The 20,921-nt window shown below is 67.8% G+C and carries 9 protein-coding genes, 1 tRNA gene and 2 rRNA genes; 1 reads left to right on the forward strand and 11 read right to left on the reverse strand.

The window, feature by feature from the left end; genetic code table 11:
- Positions 1-97: 97 nt before the first annotated feature.
- The 7 genes from ACZ7KF_RS02460 to ACZ7KF_RS02490 form a co-directional block, all read right to left on the reverse strand.
- Positions 98-643, reverse strand: coding sequence for a CinA family protein (locus ACZ7KF_RS02460; protein WP_471068608.1), 546 nt, complete (start codon positions 641-643; stop codon positions 98-100).
- The gene (gene pgsA / locus ACZ7KF_RS02465) at positions 640-1,398 is read right to left on the reverse strand and encodes a CDP-diacylglycerol--glycerol-3-phosphate 3-phosphatidyltransferase (RefSeq protein WP_471068610.1); all 759 of its coding nucleotides are present in this window, start codon (positions 1,396-1,398) and stop codon (positions 640-642) included. The genes ACZ7KF_RS02460 and pgsA overlap by 4 nt, the downstream gene beginning before the upstream one ends.
- Positions 1,395-2,867 (reverse strand): 30S ribosomal protein S12 methylthiotransferase RimO, encoded by a 1,473-nt coding sequence (rimO, locus tag ACZ7KF_RS02470; RefSeq protein ID WP_471068613.1) that lies wholly within the window; start codon positions 2,865-2,867, stop codon positions 1,395-1,397. Before rimO ends, pgsA begins: the two co-directional genes overlap by 4 nt.
- A 91-nt stretch (positions 2,868-2,958) precedes the next feature.
- Positions 2,959-3,801 carry a helix-turn-helix domain-containing protein gene (locus ACZ7KF_RS02475; protein ID WP_471068616.1) on the reverse strand — a complete coding sequence of 281 codons (843 nt, stop codon included), beginning with the start codon at positions 3,799-3,801 and terminating at the stop codon, positions 2,959-2,961.
- A 298-nt stretch (positions 3,802-4,099) separates the two neighbouring features.
- Positions 4,100-6,844 (reverse strand): DNA translocase FtsK, encoded by a 2,745-nt coding sequence (locus ACZ7KF_RS02480; protein WP_471068619.1) that lies wholly within the window; start codon positions 6,842-6,844, stop codon positions 4,100-4,102.
- A gap of 124 nt (positions 6,845-6,968) precedes the next feature.
- Positions 6,969-7,649, reverse strand: coding sequence for a response regulator (locus ACZ7KF_RS02485; RefSeq protein ID WP_471068622.1), 681 nt, complete (start codon positions 7,647-7,649; stop codon positions 6,969-6,971).
- A 292-nt stretch (positions 7,650-7,941) separates the two neighbouring features.
- Entirely contained in the window at positions 7,942-13,401 is a 5,460-nt protein-coding gene (locus ACZ7KF_RS02490; RefSeq protein WP_471068625.1) for a HAMP domain-containing protein, read from the reverse strand.
- A 413-nt stretch (positions 13,402-13,814) separates the two neighbouring features.
- Between ACZ7KF_RS02490 and ACZ7KF_RS02495 the strand changes: the two genes are divergently transcribed.
- Complete coding sequence (locus ACZ7KF_RS02495; RefSeq protein WP_471068628.1) at positions 13,815-16,574, forward strand: SpoIIE family protein phosphatase; 2,760 nt, start codon at positions 13,815-13,817, stop codon at positions 16,572-16,574.
- A 47-nt stretch (positions 16,575-16,621) separates the two neighbouring features.
- Here the strand turns inward: ACZ7KF_RS02495 and ACZ7KF_RS02500 are convergent.
- From ACZ7KF_RS02500 to ACZ7KF_RS02515, 4 genes are all read right to left on the reverse strand, one after another.
- Positions 16,622-16,694: transfer RNA gene (locus tag ACZ7KF_RS02500), tRNA-Thr, on the reverse strand.
- An 85-nt stretch (positions 16,695-16,779) separates the two neighbouring features.
- On the reverse strand, positions 16,780-17,442 hold the full coding sequence (locus ACZ7KF_RS02505; RefSeq protein ID WP_471069558.1) for a DegT/DnrJ/EryC1/StrS family aminotransferase: 663 nt from the start codon (positions 17,440-17,442) through the stop codon (positions 16,780-16,782).
- 114 nt (positions 17,443-17,556) lie between these two features.
- Positions 17,557-17,673, reverse strand: a 5S ribosomal RNA gene (gene rrf, locus ACZ7KF_RS02510).
- A 70-nt stretch (positions 17,674-17,743) separates the two neighbouring features.
- A 23S ribosomal RNA gene (locus ACZ7KF_RS02515) occupies positions 17,744-20,863 on the reverse strand.
- Positions 20,864-20,921: the final 58 nt, after the last annotated feature.

Below are 20,921 nucleotides of genomic sequence, written 5' to 3' on the forward strand. Positions count from 1 at the left end.
CCTCGGACCGCGTAGCCGCATCCTTCTCGCCCCACCGTACCGCCTTGCGCCGCGGCCGTGCGGGGAGCGATGTCGTGTTCACTCAGGGCTGCAAACATCAAAACCCCCCGTTCCGTTCCGTATCCTGTGCCCGCTCATTCCCAGTCTGTTCGCCCGCAAGCCGCTCCAGGAGCACTGCGAGTACGCTCCGTACACTCTCCATACGAATTTCCGCACGGCTGCCGTTCAACCGCAGAGCCTCGACTTTTCCGCCACCGGCGGAACCGGCGGGGGCGGTGAGGGGACCGTCCACGGCCACGAAGACCGTCCCGACGGGCTGTCCGTCCTGCGGATCGGGGCCGGCGACCCCGGTGGTCGCGATGCCCCAGTCGGCCTTCAGGGCCTTGCGGACTCCGGCCGCCATCTGGCCCGCGACCTGCGGGTCCACCGCTCCCCGCTGGGCCAGCAGGGTGGCGTCGACACCCAGCAGCTCGTGCTTCAGCTCGGTCGCGTAGGCGGTGACCGAGCCCCGGAACACCCGGGACGCGCCGGGTACCCCGGTGATCTCCGCCGCTACCAGGCCACCGGTCAGCGACTCCGCGACGGCGAGGGTCTCGCCCCTCACAGTCAGTAGTCGCACCAGTTCGGTGGCCGGGGAACTCACGCTTCCGTCTCCTCCAACGCCGCGGCGCGCTCCGCGATTCCCTGCCGGCGCAGCACAATGGCTTGTCTTACGTAGTCGAGGCCGGTCACGACCGTGAGCACGACCGCCGCGGCCATCACCCAGAACCTCAGGGTGGCCAGCCAGCCCGTCAGCGCCAGGACGTACATCCCGACGGCCACGCCCTGGGTGAGCGTCTTCAGCTTGCCGCCCCGGCTGGCGGGGATCACGCCGTAGCGAATGACCAGAAAACGCAGCAGGGTGATGCCGAGTTCCCGGCCGAGGATCACGGCCGTCACCCACCACGGCAGATCGCCCAGGCCCGACAGACAGACGAGCGCCGCCCCCATGATCGCCTTGTCGGCGATGGGGTCGGCGATCTTCCCGAAGTCGGTGACCAGGTTGTAGGTGCGTGCCAGATGCCCGTCGAACAGGTCGGTGATCATGGCGACGGCGAAGGCCGCCCAGGCCAGTGAGCGCCAGGCCGGGTCGTATCCGCCGTCCGCCAGCATCAGCGCCACGAAGCCGGGCACCAGGAGCAGCCGGAGCATGGTCAGCAGATTGGCGACGTTCCAGACACTGGCCTGGTTGACGGCCGCGGCCGCGATCTTGCCGCCGCGCGGTGCCCGGCCGCCGTTCTCAGGGCCGGAAGCGGGAGCGGTGACCTCGGACCGGGCGCCGTCGGCAGCGGCGGCGGATCCACGGGCGCCCTGCGCGCCGGAGGGGCCGCCCGCGGCGGATGCCGGGACTCCGGTCATCTGCCCGCCTCCTCACTACACGTGAGCGAGCCGGTCAGCGGCTCGGCCACCAGGTCGACACCTTCCGTACCGACCACCTTCGCCTCGACCATACGTCCGACACTCAGGCCGGCGCCGCTCGTGAGCAGGACCTGTCCGTCGGTCTCCGGCGCCTGGTGCGCACCGCGGCCGTAGACGCCCTCCTCCTCGTCCACGGACTCCACCAGGACCCGCACGGTCGAGCCGACGCGCTCCTCGGCGCGCTGGGAGACCAGTTCCTCGGCGAGCCGGGAGATGTGGGCCAGGCGCTCGGCGACGAGGTCCGGGTCCAGCTTGTTGTCGTACGTCGCCGCTTCCGTGCCCTCCTCGTCGGAGTAGCCGAAGACGCCGATGGCGTCCAGCCGGGCGCCGTTCAGGAAGCGCTCCAGCTCGGCCAGGTCCGCCTCGCTCTCGCCGGGGAAGCCGACGATGAAGTTGGAGCGGACGCCGGCCTCGGGGGCCTTGCTCCGGATGGTGTCGAGCAGCTCCAGGAACCGGTCGGTGTCGCCGAAGCGGCGCATGGCGCGCAGCACGCCGGGCGCGGAGTGCTGGAAGGACAGGTCGAAGTACGGGGCGACCTTGGGCGTCGAGGTGAGTACGTCGATGAGCCCCGGGCGCATCTCGGCCGGCTGCAGGTAGCTCACCCGCACCCGCTCGATGCCGTCGACCTCGGCCAGCTCCGGCAGCAGGGACTCCAGCAGACGGATGTCGCCCAGGTCCTTGCCGTAGGAGGTGTTGTTCTCGGAGACCAGCATGATCTCCTTCACGCCCTGCTCGGCCAGCCAGCGGGTCTCGTTGAGGACGTCGCTGGGGCGGCGGGAGATGAAGGAACCGCGGAAGGAGGGGATGGCGCAGAAGGAGCAGCGCCGGTCGCAGCCCGAGGCGAGCTTGACCGAGGCGACCGGGGAGCCGTCCAGCCGGCGGCGCAGGGGCGCGCGGGGGCCGGAGGCGGGCGCGACACCCTGCGGGAGGTCGGCCGGGCCGTGCCCGGGAAGCGCCACCGCGGCGGCCGACTCCTGCCGCTCGGCCGGGCTGATCGGCAGCAGCTTGCGCCGGTCGCGCGGGGTGTGGGCGGCGTGGATGCCGCCGGACAGGATGGTCTGCAGGCGGTCGGAGATGTCCGAGTAGTCGTCGAAGCCGAGCACGCCGTCGGCCTCGGGCAGCGCCTCGGCCAGTTCCTTGCCGTACCGCTCGGCCATGCAGCCCACCGCCACGACGGCCTGGGTTCTTCCGTGGCCCTTGAGGTCGTTGGCCTCCAGCAGGGCGTCGACGGAGTCCTTCTTGGCGGCTTCCACGAAGCCACAGGTGTTGACCACGGCGACGTCGGCGTCCGTGGCGTCCTCGACGAGCTGCCAGCCGTCCGCCTCCAAACGGCCTGCGAGCTCCTCGGAGTCCACCTCGTTACGGGCGCAGCCGAGAGTGACCAGTGCGACGGTACGGCGTTCAGGCATGGGCTCAAGACTACTTTGTCTCACTGACAGCCCACGTCGACGGGGTTGGCCGATCTTGGCCGACTCCGTCACATCCGGCGCCCGCCGTCCGTCAGCCGGCCACGGGGTCGCCCTTGGTGTAGGTGAGACGCTCCACGGCGCCGGCCCGGAAGGAGTCCTCGATCTTCTTGCCGTTGACGTACAGCTCGATGGCGCCCGCGTCGCCGAGGATCAGGTTGATCTTGGAGCTGTCCTGGAAGGTCTTGGACTCGCCCTTCTTCAGCAGTCCGTCGAAGAGCATCCGGCCGTTGTGGTCCTTGGCCGAGATCCAGCTGCGTCCGTTGGGGGCGCTGACCTGGACGGTCACCTTGTCCTGGGGCGCGGCGGCGATGGCGCTGTCGGAGGGCTCGCCGCTCGGCTCGGCGGGCTTGTCCTTCTTCGGGGTGGGCGAGGCGGACTTGCCGGCGGTTGCCGGGGTGCCCTCGGCGACCTGCGACTTCGAGTCGCCCGAGGCGTCGCCGCTCTTGAACGCGGTGAACCCGACGAACCCGATCACCACGACGATCGCGGCGACCATCGCCGCGGTCCAGTTCGGGCCGCGCCGCTCGGGCCTGATCCGCTCCGCCTCGAACAGAGGTGCGGCGGGGGTGGGTGCGGGACGGCCGCCGTGCTCGGTGTCGAACTGGGCGATCAGCGGCTCGGGGTCGAGGTGGACGGCTCTGGCCAGCGTGCGGATGTGCCCACGGGCGTACACGACGCCGCCGCAGGGGGCGAAGTCGTCGGCCTCGATGGCGTGCACGATGGCGATGCGGACACGAGTGGCACTGCTGACGTCGTCCACGGTGAGCCCGGCCGCGATCCGCGCCTGCTGCAGCGCGCGGCCCACGGACGGTCGGGCTTCCGGGGACTCGTCTCGGAACGGACGCTCGTCTTCGGGGGAGTTGCCGATGGACACGGGGGCGCCTTTCGAGCGTGTAGCCACCTGTGCTGGAAGCTCAGTCTAGGGGGGGTACGAAAGGGTGGGGCAACCGGGCGGTAGGACTTTGTACGCCATCGGAATGGCCGGGCATCCCGAGGACGGGACAGGCGGATACCCCAGGATCGGAGCCCTACCTGTCCTCTCGCTCAACTTGACGTACGACATAGGGAAACGGTTGCTCACGTTCTCTAACGGGTGGATCACGGCGTGTCCCGCCACCCGGCGTAACCGGCTTCCACCGAACGGCCCTTCGTATTAACCCTTGATCTACCCGTCACCCTTCGGTCTCCCCGCGAATCAGGGCGAGCACTCCGTCCAGCTCGTCAGGCTTCACGAGAACGTCACGTGCCTTGGAGCCCTCGCTCGGTCCCACGATGTTGCGGGACTCCATGAGGTCCATGAGCCGTCCCGCCTTGGCGAAGCCCACGCGCAGCTTCCGCTGGAGCATGGACGTCGACCCGAACTGGGTGGAGACGACCAGCTCGGCCGCCTGGCACAGCAGGTCGAGGTCGTCGCCGATGTCCTCGTCGATCTCCTTCTTCTGCTTGGAGCCCACGGTGACGTCGTCCCGGAAGACCGGCGCCATCTGGTCCTTGCAGTGCTGGACGACGACCGCGACCTCCTCCTCGGTCACGAACGCGCCCTGCATACGGGTCGGCTTGTTCGCGCCCATCGGCAGGAAGAGCCCGTCGCCCTTGCCGATCAGCTTCTCGGCGCCGGGCTGGTCCAGGATGACCCGGGAGTCGGCCAGGGAGGAGGTGGCGAACGCCAGCCGCGAGGGCACGTTGGCCTTGATCAGGCCGGTGACCACGTCGACCGACGGGCGCTGGGTGGCGAGCACCAGGTGGATGCCGGCCGCGCGCGCGAGCTGTGTGATGCGCACGATCGCGTCCTCGACGTCCCGCGGGGCCACCATCATCAGGTCGGCCAGCTCGTCCACGATCACCAACAGGTACGGGTACGGCTGGAGCTCGCGCTCGCTGCCCTCGGGCGGCTTGACCTTGCCCTCGCGCACCGCGCGGTTGAAGTCGTCGATGTGCCGGTATCCGTAGGCGGCCAGGTCGTCGTACCTGAGGTCCATCTCGCGGACCACCCACTGGAGCGCCTCGGCGGCCCGCTTGGGGTTGGTGATGATCGGTGTGATCAGGTGCGGGATGCCCTCGTAGGCGGTCAGCTCGACGCGCTTGGGGTCGACCAGGATCATCCGGACGTCCTCCGGGGTCGCCCGCATCATGACCGAGGTGATCAGGCAGTTGATGCAGGACGACTTGCCGGAGCCGGTGGCGCCGGCGACCAGCATGTGCGGCATCTTCGCCAGCGAGTGCATGACGTACCCGCCCTCGACGTCCTTGCCGAAGGCGACCAGCATCGGGTCGTCGTCCTCGGCGGACTCCGCGAGGCGCAGCACGTCCCCGAGGTTGACCATCTCCCGGTCGGTGTTCGGGATCTCGATGCCCACCGCGGACTTGCCGGGGATGGGGCTGATGATCCGCACGTCCGGGCTGGCCACCGCGTACGCGATGTTCTTGGTCAGCGCGGTGATCCGCTCGACCTTCACGGCGGGGCCGAGCTCGACCTCGTAGCGGGTGACCGTCGGGCCGCGGGTGAAGCCGGTGACGCGCGCATCGACCTTGAACTCGGTGAACACCTGGGTGAGCGAGGCGACGACCGCGTCGTTGGCGGCGCTGCGCGCCTTGCCGGGGCCGCCCCGCCGGAGCAGGTCCAGGGAGGGCAGCGCGTAGGTGATGTCGCCGGACAGCTGGAGCTGCTCTGCGCGCGCGGGCAGGTCGCGGGGCTGCTCCGGGGCCTTCTTGGTGAGGTCGGGTACGACCCCGGCGTCGAGCTTCTCCCGCTTGGGCCGGGCGGCGGGCACCGGCGCGGGCGCGGGCTCGGGCGGGGCCGCGGGAGTGGGGACCGGGGTGGTGTCCTCGCGCTCGCCCGGGCTCACCCCCTGCGTGAGGTCGGCGACGATCGGGGACGGCGGCATGCCGTGCGTCACGGCCCCGTCGAGCGCGGCGGCGGCAGCCGCCGCGACGTCCACGGCGTCCATCTGCCGCTGCAGATCCGGCTGGGGCACCGCGGAGCGCCTGGGGCGCCCGCGACGCTGCGAGAGGGCCTCCTCCTCGGCGCCGTCGGGGTCGTACGCCCGGGGTGCGCCGGAGCGCCTGCGCGGGCGCGCGGGCGTCGCCTCGCGCCACTGCTGGTCGTACTGCTCGTCGTCCTCGTCGAACCGGTCCGCCTCGGGGTCGTGCAGCACGCCCAGCTGGACGCCGAGCATCCGCAACCGCTGCGGAATGGCGTTGACCGGGGTGGCCGTCACCACGAGCAGCCCGAAGATCGTCAGCAGCACCAGCAGGGGTACGGCGAGCACCTCGGACATGGTGTAGGTCAGCGGGGTGGCCGCCGCCCAGCCGATGAGGCCGCCGGCGTCCCTTATGCCCTGCATGCCGTCGCTGCGCGCGGGTGAGCCGCAGGCGATGTGGACCTGGCCGAGCACACCGACGACGAGCGCGGACAGGCCGATCACGATCCGCCCGTTGGCCTCCGGCTTCTCCGGGTGCCGGATGAACCGTACGGCGATCACCGCGAGCAGTATCGGCACCAGCAGGTCGAGCCGGCCGAAGGCGCCGGTGACCAGGATCTCCACCAGGTCGCCGACGGGCCCGCGCAGGTCCGCCCAGGTGCCGGCGGCGACGATCAGCGCGATGCCGAGCAGCAGCAGCGCGACGCCGTCCTTGCGGTGGGCGGGGTCGAGGTTCTTGGCGCCCTGCCCTATGCCGCGGAAGACGGCGCCGACCGCGTGCGCGAGGCCGAGCCAGACAGCGCGCACCAGCCGGTACAAGCCCCCGGTGGGACTCGCCACCGGCTTCGGCGGCGGGGGCTTCCTGACCGCGGCCTTCCTGGCGGGCGCCTTCTTGGCCGGGGCCTTCTTCGCTACGGCCTTCTTCGCCGGAGCCTTCGCGGGAGCTGCCGCCTTCTTCGCGGGCTGCTTCTTGGCTGCGGAGGGACGTGAGGCCATGGGTGTGAGGTTACCGGGGGAGACGACAGCGGACACGTGTGCCCACTGCTTCACCCGTTCGTGTCGTGCCTGCCGGAGACCGGAACTGACGCACGCTCATCCGCAACCGCCGTCCCGGCGTACGTCAGTTCTGCGAGGGCACCGCGGCACCGCCGCCGCCCATGCCCGGCTCCAGCGCGTCGAGCGCACGGCGCAACCCGGTGAGCTTGCGCTCCAGATGGGCCGCCGTGGCCACCGCCGCCGCGTCCGCGGAGTCGTCGTCCAGCTGCTTGGACAGCGCCTCCGCCTGCTCCTCGACGGCCGCGAGCCGCGCGGACAGCTCGGCCAGCAGTCCGGCGGACTCCTTGCCGGCGACGGCGCCCTTGCCACCGCCCTCCAACTGGAGCCGCAGCAGCGCCGCCTGCTCGCGCAGCTGGCAGTTCTTCATGTACAGCTCGACGAAGACCGAGACCTTCGCGCGCAGCACCCACGGGTCGAACGGCTTGGAGATGTAGTCCACCGCGCCCGCCGCATAGCCCCGGAAGGTGTGGTGCGGGCCGTGATTGATCGCCGTGAGGAAGATGATCGGGATGTCCCGCGTCCGCTCGCGCCGCTTGATGTGCGCGGCGGTCTCGAACCCGTCCATGCCCGGCATCTGGACGTCCAGCAGAATGACCGCGAAATCGTCCGTGAGCAGTGCTTTGAGCGCTTCCTCCCCGCTCGATGCCCGCACCAGCGTCTGATCGAGCGCAGAGAGGATGGCCTCCAGCGCCAGCAGATTCTCCGGCCGGTCATCGACCAGGAGGATCTTGGCCTTCTGCACCATGGCCCGCCCTCCTCGCCCCGGCGGTACACCGGGCGCCGCCCCAGGGGACGACTCCGTTTCGCCGCCCGTCCTTGTGCCGGTCATCGTAGCCGCACCCCGCCTGTCGCCACACCCTGTCACCGCGATGTCACTGTGCACGTAGCAGAAACGCGGCAGGACCCCGGAAGGTTCCCGGAATCCCGGATTCCTGCACGTTCCCGGCCTTCATCATGCAGCAACTCCCCGCGCCCGCCAGAGGTTCCCCGGCCGTTCACATCCGGCCGGGTCACGCCCCGCGCCGCGCCCGCCGCGATCACTCCGCGATCATCCACTGGCTCATCACGGACAGCAGATGGTCGGGGTCGACCGGCTTGGTGACATAGTCGGAGGCACCCGACTCGATCGCCTTCTCCCGGTCGCCCTTCATCGCCTTCGCGGTGAGAGCGATGATCGGCAACCCCGCGAACTGCGGCATCCTGCGGATCGCCGTGGTCGTCGCATACCCGTCCATCTCGGGCATCATGATGTCCATCAGCACGACCGCCACGTCGTCGTGCTGCTCCAGCACCTCGATGCCCTCACGGCCGTTCTCGGCGTACAGCACCGACAGGCCGTGCTGCTCCAGAACGCTGGTGAGCGCGAACACGTTACGGATGTCGTCGTCGACGATCAGCACCTTCTCCCCGCCGAACCGCACCGCGCGGCTCTGCTGCGGCGCACGCTCCTGCTCGGAGACGGGTGCCCACTGCTCGGGCCGCAGCGTCTCCTCGGGCAGGCTGCGCCGCCGGCGCCGGAAGAGCGCGGCGGGACCGTTCTGCGTCTCCCGGTACGACTTCACCTCGGCCGGCGTCTCGATCTCCACCGCGGACAGCTCCGACGACAGGTGCGCCTCGGAGGCGACCAGGTCGCCGGCCTCCAGGGCGGGCACGGACTGCTGATAGCCCTGCGGCGGCAGTTCGCTCAGGTACAGCGGCAGATAGAGCGTGAACGTCGAGCCGCGGCCCGGTTCGCTCTGCGCGTGGATCTCACCGCCCAGCAGCTGCGCGATCTCCCGCGAGATCGACAGGCCCAGGCCGGTGCCGCCGTACTTGCGGCTGGTCGTGCCGTCCGCCTGCTTGAACGCCTCGAAGATCACCCTCATCTTGCTGGCCGCGATACCGATGCCCGTGTCGGTCACCGAGAACGCGATCAGCTCACCGCCCGGATTGGTCAGCGAACCCGCCTCCAGCAGCTGCTCCCGGATGGTCTGCGGCACATCCGCGCCGGCCGGCCGGATCACCAGCTCCACCGACCCGGAGTCGGTGAACTTCACGGCGTTGGACAGCAGGTTGCGCAGGACCTGCAGCAGCCGCTGCTCGTCGGTGTGCAGGGTCGCCGGCAGCTCCGGTGAGACCCGTACCGACAGATCCAGGCCCTTCTCCGCGGTCAGCGGCCGGAAGGTGGCCTCCACGTAGTCCACGAGCTGGACGAGCGCGATACGCGTCGGGGAGACGTCCATCTTGCCCGCCTCGACCTTCGACAGGTCGAGGATGTCGTTGATCAGCTGGAGCAGGTCGGAGCCGGCACCGTGGATGGTCTCGGCGAACTCCACCTGCTTCGGCGAGAGGTTGCCCTCGGCGTTGTCGGCGAGCAGCTTCGCCAGGATCAGCAGCGAGTTCAGCGGGGTGCGCAGCTCGTGCGACATGTTGGCGAGGAACTCGCTCTTGTAGCGCATCGACACCGCGAGCTGCTCGGCCCGCTCCTCCAGGACCTGCCGGGCCTCCTCGATCTCGGTGTTCTTCACCTCGATGTCCCGGTTCTGCCGGGCCAGCAGCTCGGCCTTCTCCTCCAGCTCGGCGTTGGAGGCCTGGAGCGCCTTCTGCCGGTTCTCCAGCTCGGCCGACCGCTCCCTGAGCTGCTCGGTCAGCTCCTGCGACTGCTTGAGCAGCTGTTCGGTCTTGGTGTTGACCGAGATGGTGTTGACGCTGGTCGCGATCATCTCGGCGATCTGGTTGAGGAAGTCCTTCTGGATCTGCGTGAACGGCGTGAAGGACGCCAGCTCGATCACGCCGAGCACCTTGCCCTCGAACAGCACCGGCAGCACGATCACCTGCGCGGGCGGGGCCTCGCCGAGCCCGGAGGCGATCTTCAGATAGCCGCTGGGCGCGTTGTCCACCAGGATCGTGCGCTTCTCCTCGGCCGCCGTGCCGATCAGCGCCTCACCGGGCCGGAACGACGTCGGCATGGAGCCCATCGAGTAGCCGTACGAGCCCAGCATCCGCAGCTCGTAGCCGTCCTCGCCGTTGCCGACCCCCTTGCCCTCCATGAGCGGCATCGCCAGGAAGAACGCGCCGTGCTGCGCGGACACCACCGGCGTCAGCTCGCTCATGATCAGCGAGGCCACGTCCTCCAGGTCCCGGCGGCCCTGCATCAGGGCGGAGATACGAGCCAGGTTGCCCTTGAGCCAGTCCTGCTCCTTGTTGGCGATCGTGGTGTCGCGCAGGTTGGCGATCATCTTGTTGATGTAGTCCTGCAGCTCCTGGATCTCGCCGGACGCGTCCACGTCGATCTTGAGGTTCAGGTCGCCACGCGTCACCGCGGTCGCCACGCGCGCGATGGCACGCACCTGCCGGGTCAGGTTCCCGGCCATCTCGTTCACGGACTCGGTGAGGTCCCGCCAGGTACCGTCGACGTCACGCACGCGTGCCTGACCGCCCAGCTGTCCCTCCGTACCCACCTCGCGGGCCACCCGGGTGACCTCCTCGGCGAAGCTGGACAGCTGGTCGACCATCGTGTTAATCGTCGTCTTCAGTTCGAGGATCTCACCGCGCGCGTCAATGTCGATCTTCTTCGTCAGGTCACCCTTGGCGATGGCCGTCGTGACCATGGCGATGTTGCGCACCTGGCCGGTCAGGTTGGACGCCATCTGGTTCACCGACTCGGTGAGGTCCTTCCAGGTGCCGGCCACCCCCGGAACGTGCGCCTGACCGCCGAGGATGCCGTCCGTGCCCACCTCGCGGGCCACCTTGGTGACCTGGTCGGCGAACGAACTCAGCGTCTTCACCATCGTGTTGATGGTGTCGGCGAGCTGGGCGACCTCACCGCGCGCCTCGATCGTCACCTGCCGCGTCAGGTCACCGTTGGCGACGGCCGCCGAGACCTGGGAGATGTTCCGCACCTGCATGGTCAGGTTGTTGGCCATCAGGTTGACGTTGTTGCTCAGGTCCTTCCAGATACCGGTCACGCCCGGTACGTGCGCCTGACCGCCCAGGATGCCCTCGGTGCCCACCTCGCGGGCCACCCGGGTCACCTGCTCGGCGAAGCTGGACAGCTGGTCAACCATGGTGTTGACCGTCGTGACGAGCTCGAGGATCTCGCCCTTCGCGTCAACAGTGATCTTCTTGGACAGGTCGCCCTTGGCGACCGCCGTCGTGACCTCGGCGATGTTGCGCACCTGGATCGTCAGGTTGTTCGCCATGAAGTTCACGGACTGCGTGAGGTCCTTCCAGGTGCCGGAGACACCCTGCACCTCGGCCTGACCGCCGAGGATGCCCTCCGTGCCCACCTCACGGGCCACCCGCGTGACCTGGTCGGCGAACGACGACAGCTGGTCCACCATCGTGTTCAGGGTGTTCTTCAGCTCCAGGATCTCCCCGCGCGCGTCCACGGTGATCTTCTGGGAGAGGTCACCGCGCGCCACGGCGGTGGCGACCTGCGCGATGTTGCGCACCTGCGCCGTGAGGTTGCCGGCCATGCCGTTCACGGAGTCGGTCAGATCCCGCCACACACCGGCGACACCGGGCACCTGCGCCTGCCCGCCGAGGCGGCCCTCGGTACCCACGTCGCGCGCGACCCGGGTCACCTGGTCGGCGAAGGCCGACAGCTGATCCACCATCGTGTTGATCGTGTTCTTCAGCTCGAGGATCTCGCCGCGGGCGTCAACGTCGATCTTCTGCGACAGATCGCCGCGCGCCACCGCCGTCGTCACCTGGGCGATCTGCCGCACCTGGGAGGTCAGGTTGCCGGCCATGAAGTTGACGGAGTCCGTCAACTCCTTCCACGTACCGGAGACGCCGTCCACCCGGGCCTGACCGCCCAGCCGGCCCTCCGTGCCCACGTCCCTGGCCATCCGCGTGACCTGGTCGGCGAAGCTCGACAGCTGGTCCACCATCGTGTTCACGGTGTTCTTCAGCTGGAGCATCTCACCGGACACGTCCACGGTGACCTTCTGCGACAGATCACCGTTCGCCACCGCCGTGGTCACCTGGGCGATGTTCCGCACCTGGCCGGTCAGGTTGCGGAATGCCGTGTTGACGGAGTCCGTCAAGTCCTTCCACGTACCCGCCGCGCCCGGCACCTGCGCCTGGCCGCCCAGCTCACCCTCGACACCGATCTCCCGCGCGACCCGCGTCACCTCGGCACCGAACGACGACAGCTGGTCCACCATCGTGTTGACGGTGTTCTTCAGCTCCAGCATCTCGCCGGCCACGTCCACGGTGACCTTCTGCGACAGGTCACCGCTGGCCACCGCGGTCGTCACGGCGGCGATGTCGCGCACCTGCGTGGTCAGATTCCGGAAGACCGTGTTGACGGAGTCCGTCAGGTCCTTCCACGTACCCGCCGCGCCCGGCACGTTCGCCTGACCGCCGAGCCGCCCCTCCGCACCGACCTCGTTCGCCACCCGGGTGACCTCGTCCGCGAAGATCCGCAGCGTCTCGGTCATCTGGTTGATCGTCTCGGCCAGCTGCGCCACCTCACCGCGCGCCGGAACGGTCACCTTCTGCGACAGGTCACCACTGGCGACAGCGGTCGTGACCTGCGAGATCCCCCGCACCTGCGCGGTCAGGTTGCCCGCCATCGTGTTGACGGAGTCGGTCAGCTCCTTCCACACACCGGCAACCCCGGGCACCTGCGCCTGACCACCCAGGATGCCCTCGGTGCCCACCTCCCGGGCCACGCGCGTGACCTCGGAGGAGAACGAGGACAACTGGTCCACCATCGTGTTGACGGTGTTCTTCAGCTCCAGCATCTCGCCGGCCACGTGCACGGTCACCTTGCGTGACAGATCCCCCTTGGCGACCGCCGTGGTCACCAGCGCGATGTCCCGCACCTGCGCCGTGAGCCGGTACGCCATGGTGTTGACGGACTCGGTCAGGTCCTTCCACGAACCCGACATCCCGCGCACGCGGGCCTGGCCGCCGAGCTTGCCCTCGGTACCGACCTCGCTGGCCACCCGCGTGACCTCGTCCGTGAACGTCGACAACTGGTCGACCAGATTGTTGACGGTACGGCCGACCTTCAGGAACTCACCCCGCAGCGGATGACCGCCACCGCCGTCCGGCGCCTGCGTCCGCAGCTCCATCCGCGGCGAGAGATCACCCTCGGCGACCGCCGTGAGCACCCGGCTGACCTCGGAGACGGGCCAGACGAGGTCGTCCACCAGCGCGTTGGAGTTGTCGACGGCCGCGGCCCAGGAGCCCTCGCAGGACCCCGTCTCCAGCCGTTCCGTGAGTTTTCCCTCACGCCCCACCATGCGCCGTACCCGGGACAGCTCCCCGGTCAGATGCAGGTTCCGGTCGGCCACCTCGTTGAAGACGGCCGCGATCTCCGACATCACCCCGTCGCCGGACACCGTGAGCCGCTTGCGGAAGTTCCCGTCGCGCATCGAGACGAGAGCCGCCAGCAGCCGGTTCAGGGCAGCGGTGTCCACAGCGGTGGTACCACCGCTCCTGCCCAGGGACGGTCCGCCTTTCGCGCGCGTCTTCGTGCCCCGCGTCGCCGCGCCAGACTCCACTGTGTCCCTCCCGGAGGGGTAGACCGTTACTGCTGTGCTCGGCCGCTTCGGGCCCGGCCTGCCGGTCATCGGCACACCGGTCACTTCCGCGTACCGGTTACTGCTGCGTCTTTCTGCCAGACGAGATCGGGCCGCACCCAAAGGCTGCTGCCCGCCGTGCACGGAACACACGCGGCCCGACCCGACCTTCATCAGAAGCTTGCCCAGTGTTTCACCCCGGCCGAACCAGGCCATAACAGTTCGGCAGCTTCCCACATCGTCCGCACACCCTGGGGGCGTAAACACGTAAGACCGGCATCCGCTCGGACGGCGAAGGTAAGTAACCTTGCATGCGGCTGTCCAGCCGCACCGGTCCAGACCGGTCTGGGCGGTGGCACGAGTACGAGCGGGCATCGGAGGGGCGGCCGGACACCATGACCACCGGACTGATCCCCGGGGGGCAGCCCCCGGAGCCACAGCCGACGGGCGAGCTGATGCCGCAGCAGCGGCGCGAGCCGGCCGGCCAGACAGCCCTGCCCGCCGACGACCGGCCGAGGAGTTTTGTGATCACCGCGCGCGCGGCCGCCAGTTTCGAGCCCGTCGGACGATCGGTCGCGACCGCCCGGTCCTTCGTCCGCGACACCCTCCAGGGCTGGGGCTTCGCCGACATCGTCGACGACGCGGTCGTCCTCACCAGCGAGCTGGTGACCAACGCCGTCGTCCACGCGGGCACGCACGCGGACCTGCTGTGCCTGCGCACCGAGGACGGTGTGCGCATCGAGGTCTCCGACCGCTACCCCGAGCGCGAGGTCCCCCTCCAGAGCTCGGCCGCCTCCATGGGCAGCCCCGACCGCGAGGGCGGCCGCGGCCTTCAGCTCTGCGCGGCCCTGGCCACCCGCTGGGGCGTGGACTACACCCCCACCCACAAGAACGTCTGGTTCCAGCTCAACCTGCCGGAACGCCCGGTCGGCACCCGCACCGCCGGCCCGGCCCTGCCCGCCGACCTCCTCCCGCTGGCCGACGGCCGCGTCCGGGTCGCCGTCCTCCAGGTCGACCGCAAGGGGAACATCAGCGCCTGGAACGAGGACGCCGAGGAACTGTTCGGCTACCCCGGGGCCGACGTCATCGGCAAGCCCCTCACCGAGCTGGCGGCCTGGCCGCACACGCCCGGCACCGGCACCGGCGTCGCCGAGGCGCTCCAGCTCTCCCGCTGGGAGGGCACCTACGGCATCCGCGGCGCGGACGGCCGCGTGGCCCAGGTGTACGCATCCCATCTCAGGGTCCGCGACACGGGCGGCGAGCCCTCCACCGTCTGCCTCCTGGTCCGCGACCACGAGCGTGCCGTCCTGCAGACCCCGTCCCGCGTCCCGGCCACCGACCAGCCCCCGTCCTCCGACGGGCAGAACACCGACCCCTTCGAGGTGTTCATCGGCTCCCCCGCTCCGGACGACCTCGACGGCCTGCTGCAGCGCACGGTGGAACGCGCCCGCGACATGCTCGACGGCGACTCCGCGTTCCTGCTGCTCGCCACCGACGACGAGACGGAACTGGAGGTCCGCGCCTCCACCGGCCTGCCCTCCGCCCGCCAGCGCTTCGCACGCGTGCCCGTCGAGGCCGGCCCCGGCCGCTACGGCTCCGCCCGCATGCCCGCCGTCCACGACGACCTCGCCGCGGTCCCCGGGGCCGTACCGCTGCTCGCCGGTACCGGCATGCGCTCGGTCGTCACCGTGCCGCTGAAGGTCGAGGGCCGCCTCACCGGTTCCCTCGGCGTCGCGGCCGAGGCACCCGGCCGGTACTCCAACGAGGAGGCGCTGCGCCTCCAGTTCGCCGCCGACCGCATCGCCCTGGCCGTGGAGTCGGCCCGCCTCGGCGAGCTGGAACGGCTGCGCCGTGGCTCCCTGAGCTTCCTGGTCGAGGCCTCCGACCTGCTGGCCGGCACCCTGGACCGGGACCAGACGCTCGCTCTGATGGCCCAGATGACGGTCCCGACCCTGGCCACCTGGTGCGCGGTGTACACCATCGCCGACCAGGCCTCCGACCCGTACCTGTCGTACGTCCTGCACGAGGACGAGGAACTCATCGACGGCATCAAGTCGCTGCTGTCGAAGGTCCCGCCGCCGGACCCGGTACCGACGCCCGGCGCGCGTGTCTGGACGTCCCCGGGCGAGGTCGCCCACCAGGCGGCCCTGCGCAGTTCCATGCGCAGCCTGGGCCTGGCCGGCGGCCCCACGCACCAGCTCGCCTCCGCCATCGGCCCGACGCTCGCCACGGCCTCCGCGGTCGGCGGCGAGACCGTCGTCCTGCCGCTCGTCGCCCGCAACCGCGTCATCGGCATGCTGACCCTCGGCAAGCCCACCGACGAACACTTCCGCCAGGAGATCCTGGAACTCGCCGAGGACCTGAGCCGCCGGGCCGCCCTGGCCCTGGACAACGCCCGTCTGTACTCGGAGCGTACGGCCATCAGCCAGTCCCTCCAGCGCAGTCTGCTCCCGCCGGGCCTGCCGCAGATCGACGGCGTCGAGGTCGAGGTCATCTACCGCGCGGCCGGCGAGGGCAACGAGGTCGGCGGTGACTTCTACGACCTCTTCCCCATCGGCAACGGCGCGTACGGTTTCGCCATCGGCGACGTCTGCGGTACGGGTCCCAACGCGGCGGCCGTCACCGGCCTGGCCCGGCACGCGCTGCGCCTGCTGGCCCGGGAGGGCCTGTCCGGTCCCGCGGTGCTGGAGCGCCTGAATTCCGCCATCCTCGACGAGGGTGACCGCAGCCGTTTCCTGACCCTGCTCTACGGCGAGTTGCGGCCGCAGGAGGACGGCAGCGCCGAGCTGAAGGTGGTCTGCGCCGGCCACCCGCTCCCGCTGCGTCTGCGTCAGGACGGCACGGTGGTGGCCTCGGCCGAACCGCAGCCGCTGCTGGGGGTCATCGAGGACTTGGAGCTGTACGAGGAGACGGTCACGCTCGACCCGGGTGACGTGCTGCTCTGTGTCACGGACGGGGTCACCGAACGCCGCGAGGGCACACGCATGCTGGGCGACGACGGCCTCGCCGACGTCCTCACGACGTGCACGGGTCTGACGGCGGGTGCGGTCGCGGCACGCATCATGCGCGCGGTGGAGCGCTTCGCCTCCGACGCCCCCTCGGACGACATGGCGATTCTGGCGATGCGCGTTCCGGGAATCCACAAGGAGGCGTGAGAGCGCACGAAAAAGGCCCCACCCGGAAGGGTGGGGCCTTTTGTCTGAGCCCCCAAACGGAATCGAACCGTTGACCTTCTCCTTACCATGGAGACGCTCTGCCGACTGAGCTATAGGGGCCTGTCGCTTTTCGAGGTTTCCCTCGCGGCGACAAAGAAACTGTACCCCGAGCAGCCCCCGGTTCCCAAATTCGTTCGGTGTCCGGTCAGAAGGCGGGCTGCAGCAGGCCGCCGAGGGCGTTGGTCGCGGACACGGTCCGCTGCATCTCCCGTTTGGTGAGGGCGGCGTCGACGGGCAGCGCGAGTGTCTCGTCGGCAGCCAGCTCGGTCTCGGGCAGGGACACACAGCGCCGGAACTCCGGCAGCCGGTGCACGGGTGTCTTCACCGGTACCCGGCACTCGATTCCCTTGGCCCGCAGGGCACGTGCGAAGGCGTCCCGGTCGGGCCGGCCGTTGCCCGGCACGCGCACGACGTACTGCTGGTAGGTGTGTCCGTCTCCGCCGTCCGGCGTGCGTACGCCCTTCAGCTTGGCGTCGAGGAAGGCGGCCCGCTGCCTGCGCTGGGCTATCTCGTCGTACGGCGTCTCGGACTCGCCCTGTTCCAGGACGAGCAGTCCGTGCCGCTGCCCGAGCGCGTGCAACCGCCCGATGTCGGCTCGTCGTCCGAAGCGGTGCACGACAACGACCGCCGCGGTGCGCGAGGTTGTGGCCGCCTCGACCGAGTCCGGGGCGAGGCAGTAGGTCATCGGGTCTATGTCGGCGAACACGGGGAGCGCTCCGGCCAGGGTCACGGCCTGGGCGACCTCGACGTTCCCGAAGGCCGGCACGACGACCTCGTCACCGACTCCGATGCCGGCGGCCCTGAGCATTGCTGCAGTTCCCATGTCTGGATGCTGTGCTCGCAACGTGAACGACACGTTACGCACAACAGAAAAAGGTCGGACCCTGAACCGAAGTTCAGGGTCCGACCTTTATCAAAAGGAGTTCGGCGGCGTCCTACTCTCCCACAGGGTCCCCCCTGCAGTACCATCGGCGCTGTGAGGCTTAGCTTCCGGGTTCGGTATGTAACCGGGCGTTTCCCTCACGCTATGACCACCGAAACACTATGAAACAATCAACAACCGTTGGCTGTTCGTGGTTTCAGAACCAACACAGTGGACGCGAGCAACTGAGGACAAGCCCTCGGCCTATTAGTACCGGTCACCTCCACCAGTTACCTGGCTTCCAGATCCGGCCTATCAACCCAGTCGTCTACTGGGAGCCTTACCCCATCAAGTGGGTGGGAGTCCTCATCTCGAAGCAGGCTTCCCGCTTAGATGCTTTCAGCGGTTATCCCTCCCGAACGTAGCCAACCAGCCATGCCCTTGGCAGAACAACTGGCACACCAGAGGTTCGTCCGTCCCGGTCCTCTCGTACTAGGGACAGCCCTTCTCAAGACTCCTACGCGCACAGCGGATAGGGACCGAACTGTCTCACGACGTTCTAAACCCAGCTCGCGTACCGCTTTAATGGGCGAACAGCCCAACCCTTGGGACCGACTCCAGCCCCAGGATGCGACGAGCCGACATCGAGGTGCCAAACCATCCCGTCGATATGGACTCTTGGGGAAGATCAGCCTGTTATCCCCGGGGTACCTTTTATCCGTTGAGCGACGGCGCTTCCACAAGCCACCGCCGGATCACTAGTCCCGACTTTCGTCCCTGCTCGACCCGTCGGTCTCACAGTCAAGCTCCCTTGTGCACTTACACTCAACACCTGATTGCCAACCAGGCTGAGGGAACCTTTGGGCGCCTCCGTTACCCTTTAGGAGGCAACCGCCCCAGTTAAACTACCCATCAGACACTGTCCCTGATCCGGATCACGGACCGAGGTTAGACATCCAGCACGACCAGACTGGTATTTCAACGACGACTCCACCCACACTGGCGTGCGAGCTTCACAGTCTCCCAGCTATCCTACACAAGCCGAACCGAACACCAATATCAAACTGTAGTAAAGGTCCCGGGGTCTTTCCGTCCTGCTGCGCGAAACGAGCATCTTTACTCGTAGTGCAATTTCACCGGGCCTATGGTTGAGACAGTCGAGAAGTCGTTACGCCATTCGTGCAGGTCGGAACTTACCCGACAAGGAATTTCGCTACCTTAGGATGGTTATAGTTACCACCGCCGTTTACTGGCGCTTAAGTTCTCAGCTTCGCCCTGACGAATCAGAGCTAACCGGTCCCCTTAACGTTCCAGCACCGGGCAGGCGTCAGTCCGTATACATCGCCTTACGGCTTCGCACGGACCTGTGTTTTTAGTAAACAGTCGCTTCTCGCTGGTCTCTGCGGCCACCCCCAGCTCGAGGAGCAAGTCCTCTCACCAGATGTGGCCCCCCTTCTCCCGAAGTTACGGGGGCATTTTGCCGAGTTCCTTAACCATAGTTCACCCGAACGCCTCGGTATTCTCTACCTGACCACCTGAGTCGGTTTAGGGTACGGGCCGCCATGAAACTCGCTAGAGGCTTTTCTCGACAGCATAGGATCATCCACTTCGCCACAATCGGCTCGGCATCAGGTCTCAGCCGTATGCAAGGCGGATTTGCCTACCTTGCGGCCTACACCCTTACCCCGGGACAACCACCGCCCGGGATGGACTACCTTCCTGCGTCACCCCATCACTCACCTACTAACCGCTTGGTTCGGCGGCTCCACCACTTTCCTTTCCCCGAAGGGTCCGGAACGGCTTCACGGCCTTAGCATCACGATGCTCGATGTTTGACGCTTCACAGCGGGTACCGGAATATCAACCGGTTATCCATCGACTACGCCTGTCGGCCTCGCCTTAGGTCCCGACTTACCCTGGGCAGATCAGCTTGACCCAGGAACCCTTAGTCAATCGGCGCAAACGTTTCTCACGTTTGTATCGCTACTCATGCCTGCATTCTCACTCGTCAACCGTCCACAACTACCTTCCGGTGCTGCTTCACCCGGCAGACGACGCTCCCCTACCCATCACAACACCCGTTGGGGCTATATGCTGCAATGACACGACTTCGGCGGTACGCTTGAGCCCCGCTACATTGTCGGCGCGGAATCACTAGACCAGTGAGCTATTACGCACTCTTTCAAGGGTGGCTGCTTCTAAGCCAACCTCCTGGTTGTCTGTGCGACTCCACATCCTTTCCCACTTAGCGTACGCTTAGGGGCCTTAGTCGATGCTCTGGGCTGTTTCCCTCTCGACCATGGAGCTTATCCCCCACAGTCTCACTGCCGCGCTCTCACTTACCGGCATTCGGAGTTTGGCTAAGGTCAGTAACCCGGTAGGGCCCATCGCCTATCCAGTGCTCTACCTCCGGCAAGAAACACACGACGCTGCACCTAAATGCATTTCGGGGAGAACCAGCTATCACGGAGTTTGATTGGCCTTTCACCCCTAACCACAGGTCATCCCCCAGGTTTTCAACCCTGGTGGGTTCGGTCCTCCACGAAGTCTTACCTCCGCTTCAACCTGCCCATGGCTAGATCACTCCGCTTCGGGTCTTGAGCGTGCTACTAAAAACGCCCTATTCGGACTCGCTTTCGCTACGGCTTCCCCACTCGGGTTAACCTCGCAACACACCGCAAACTCGCAGGCTCATTCTTCAAAAGGCACGCAGTCACGAGATACAGCAAGCTGTATCCGACGCTCCCACGGCTTGTAGGCACACGGTTTCAGGTACTATTTCACTCCCCTCCCGGGGTACTTTTCACCATTCCCTCACGGTACTATCCGCTATCGGTCACCAGGGAATATTTAGGCTTAGCGGGTGGTCCCGCCAGATTCACACGGGATTTCTCGGGCCCCGTGCTACTTGGGTGTCTCTCAAACGAGCCGCTGACGTTTCGACTACGGGGGTCTTACCCTCTACGCCGGACCTTTCGCATGTCCTTCGCCTACATCAACGGTTTCTGACTCGTCCTGTTGCCGGCAGACAACAGAAGAGAGATCCCACAACCCCCACGACGCAACCCCTGCCGGGTCTCACACGTCGTAGGTTTGGCCTCATCCGGTTTCGCTCGCCACTACTCCCGGAATCACGGTTGTTTTCTCTTCCTGAGGGTACTGAGATGTTTCACTTCCCCTCGTTCCCTCCACACTGCCTATGTGTTCAGCAGCGGGTGACAGCCCATGACGACTGCCGGGTTTCCCCATTCGGAAACCCCCGGATCAAAGCCTGGTTGACGACTCCCCGGGGACTATCGTGGCCTCCCACGTCCTTCATCGGTTCCTGGTGCCAAGGCATCCACCGTGCGCCCTTAAAAACTTGGCCACAGATGCTCGCGTCCACTGTGCAGTTCTCAAACAACGACCAGCCACCCGTCACAACC

It is taken from the genome of Streptomyces sp. NPDC038200 (genome assembly GCF_055600785.1).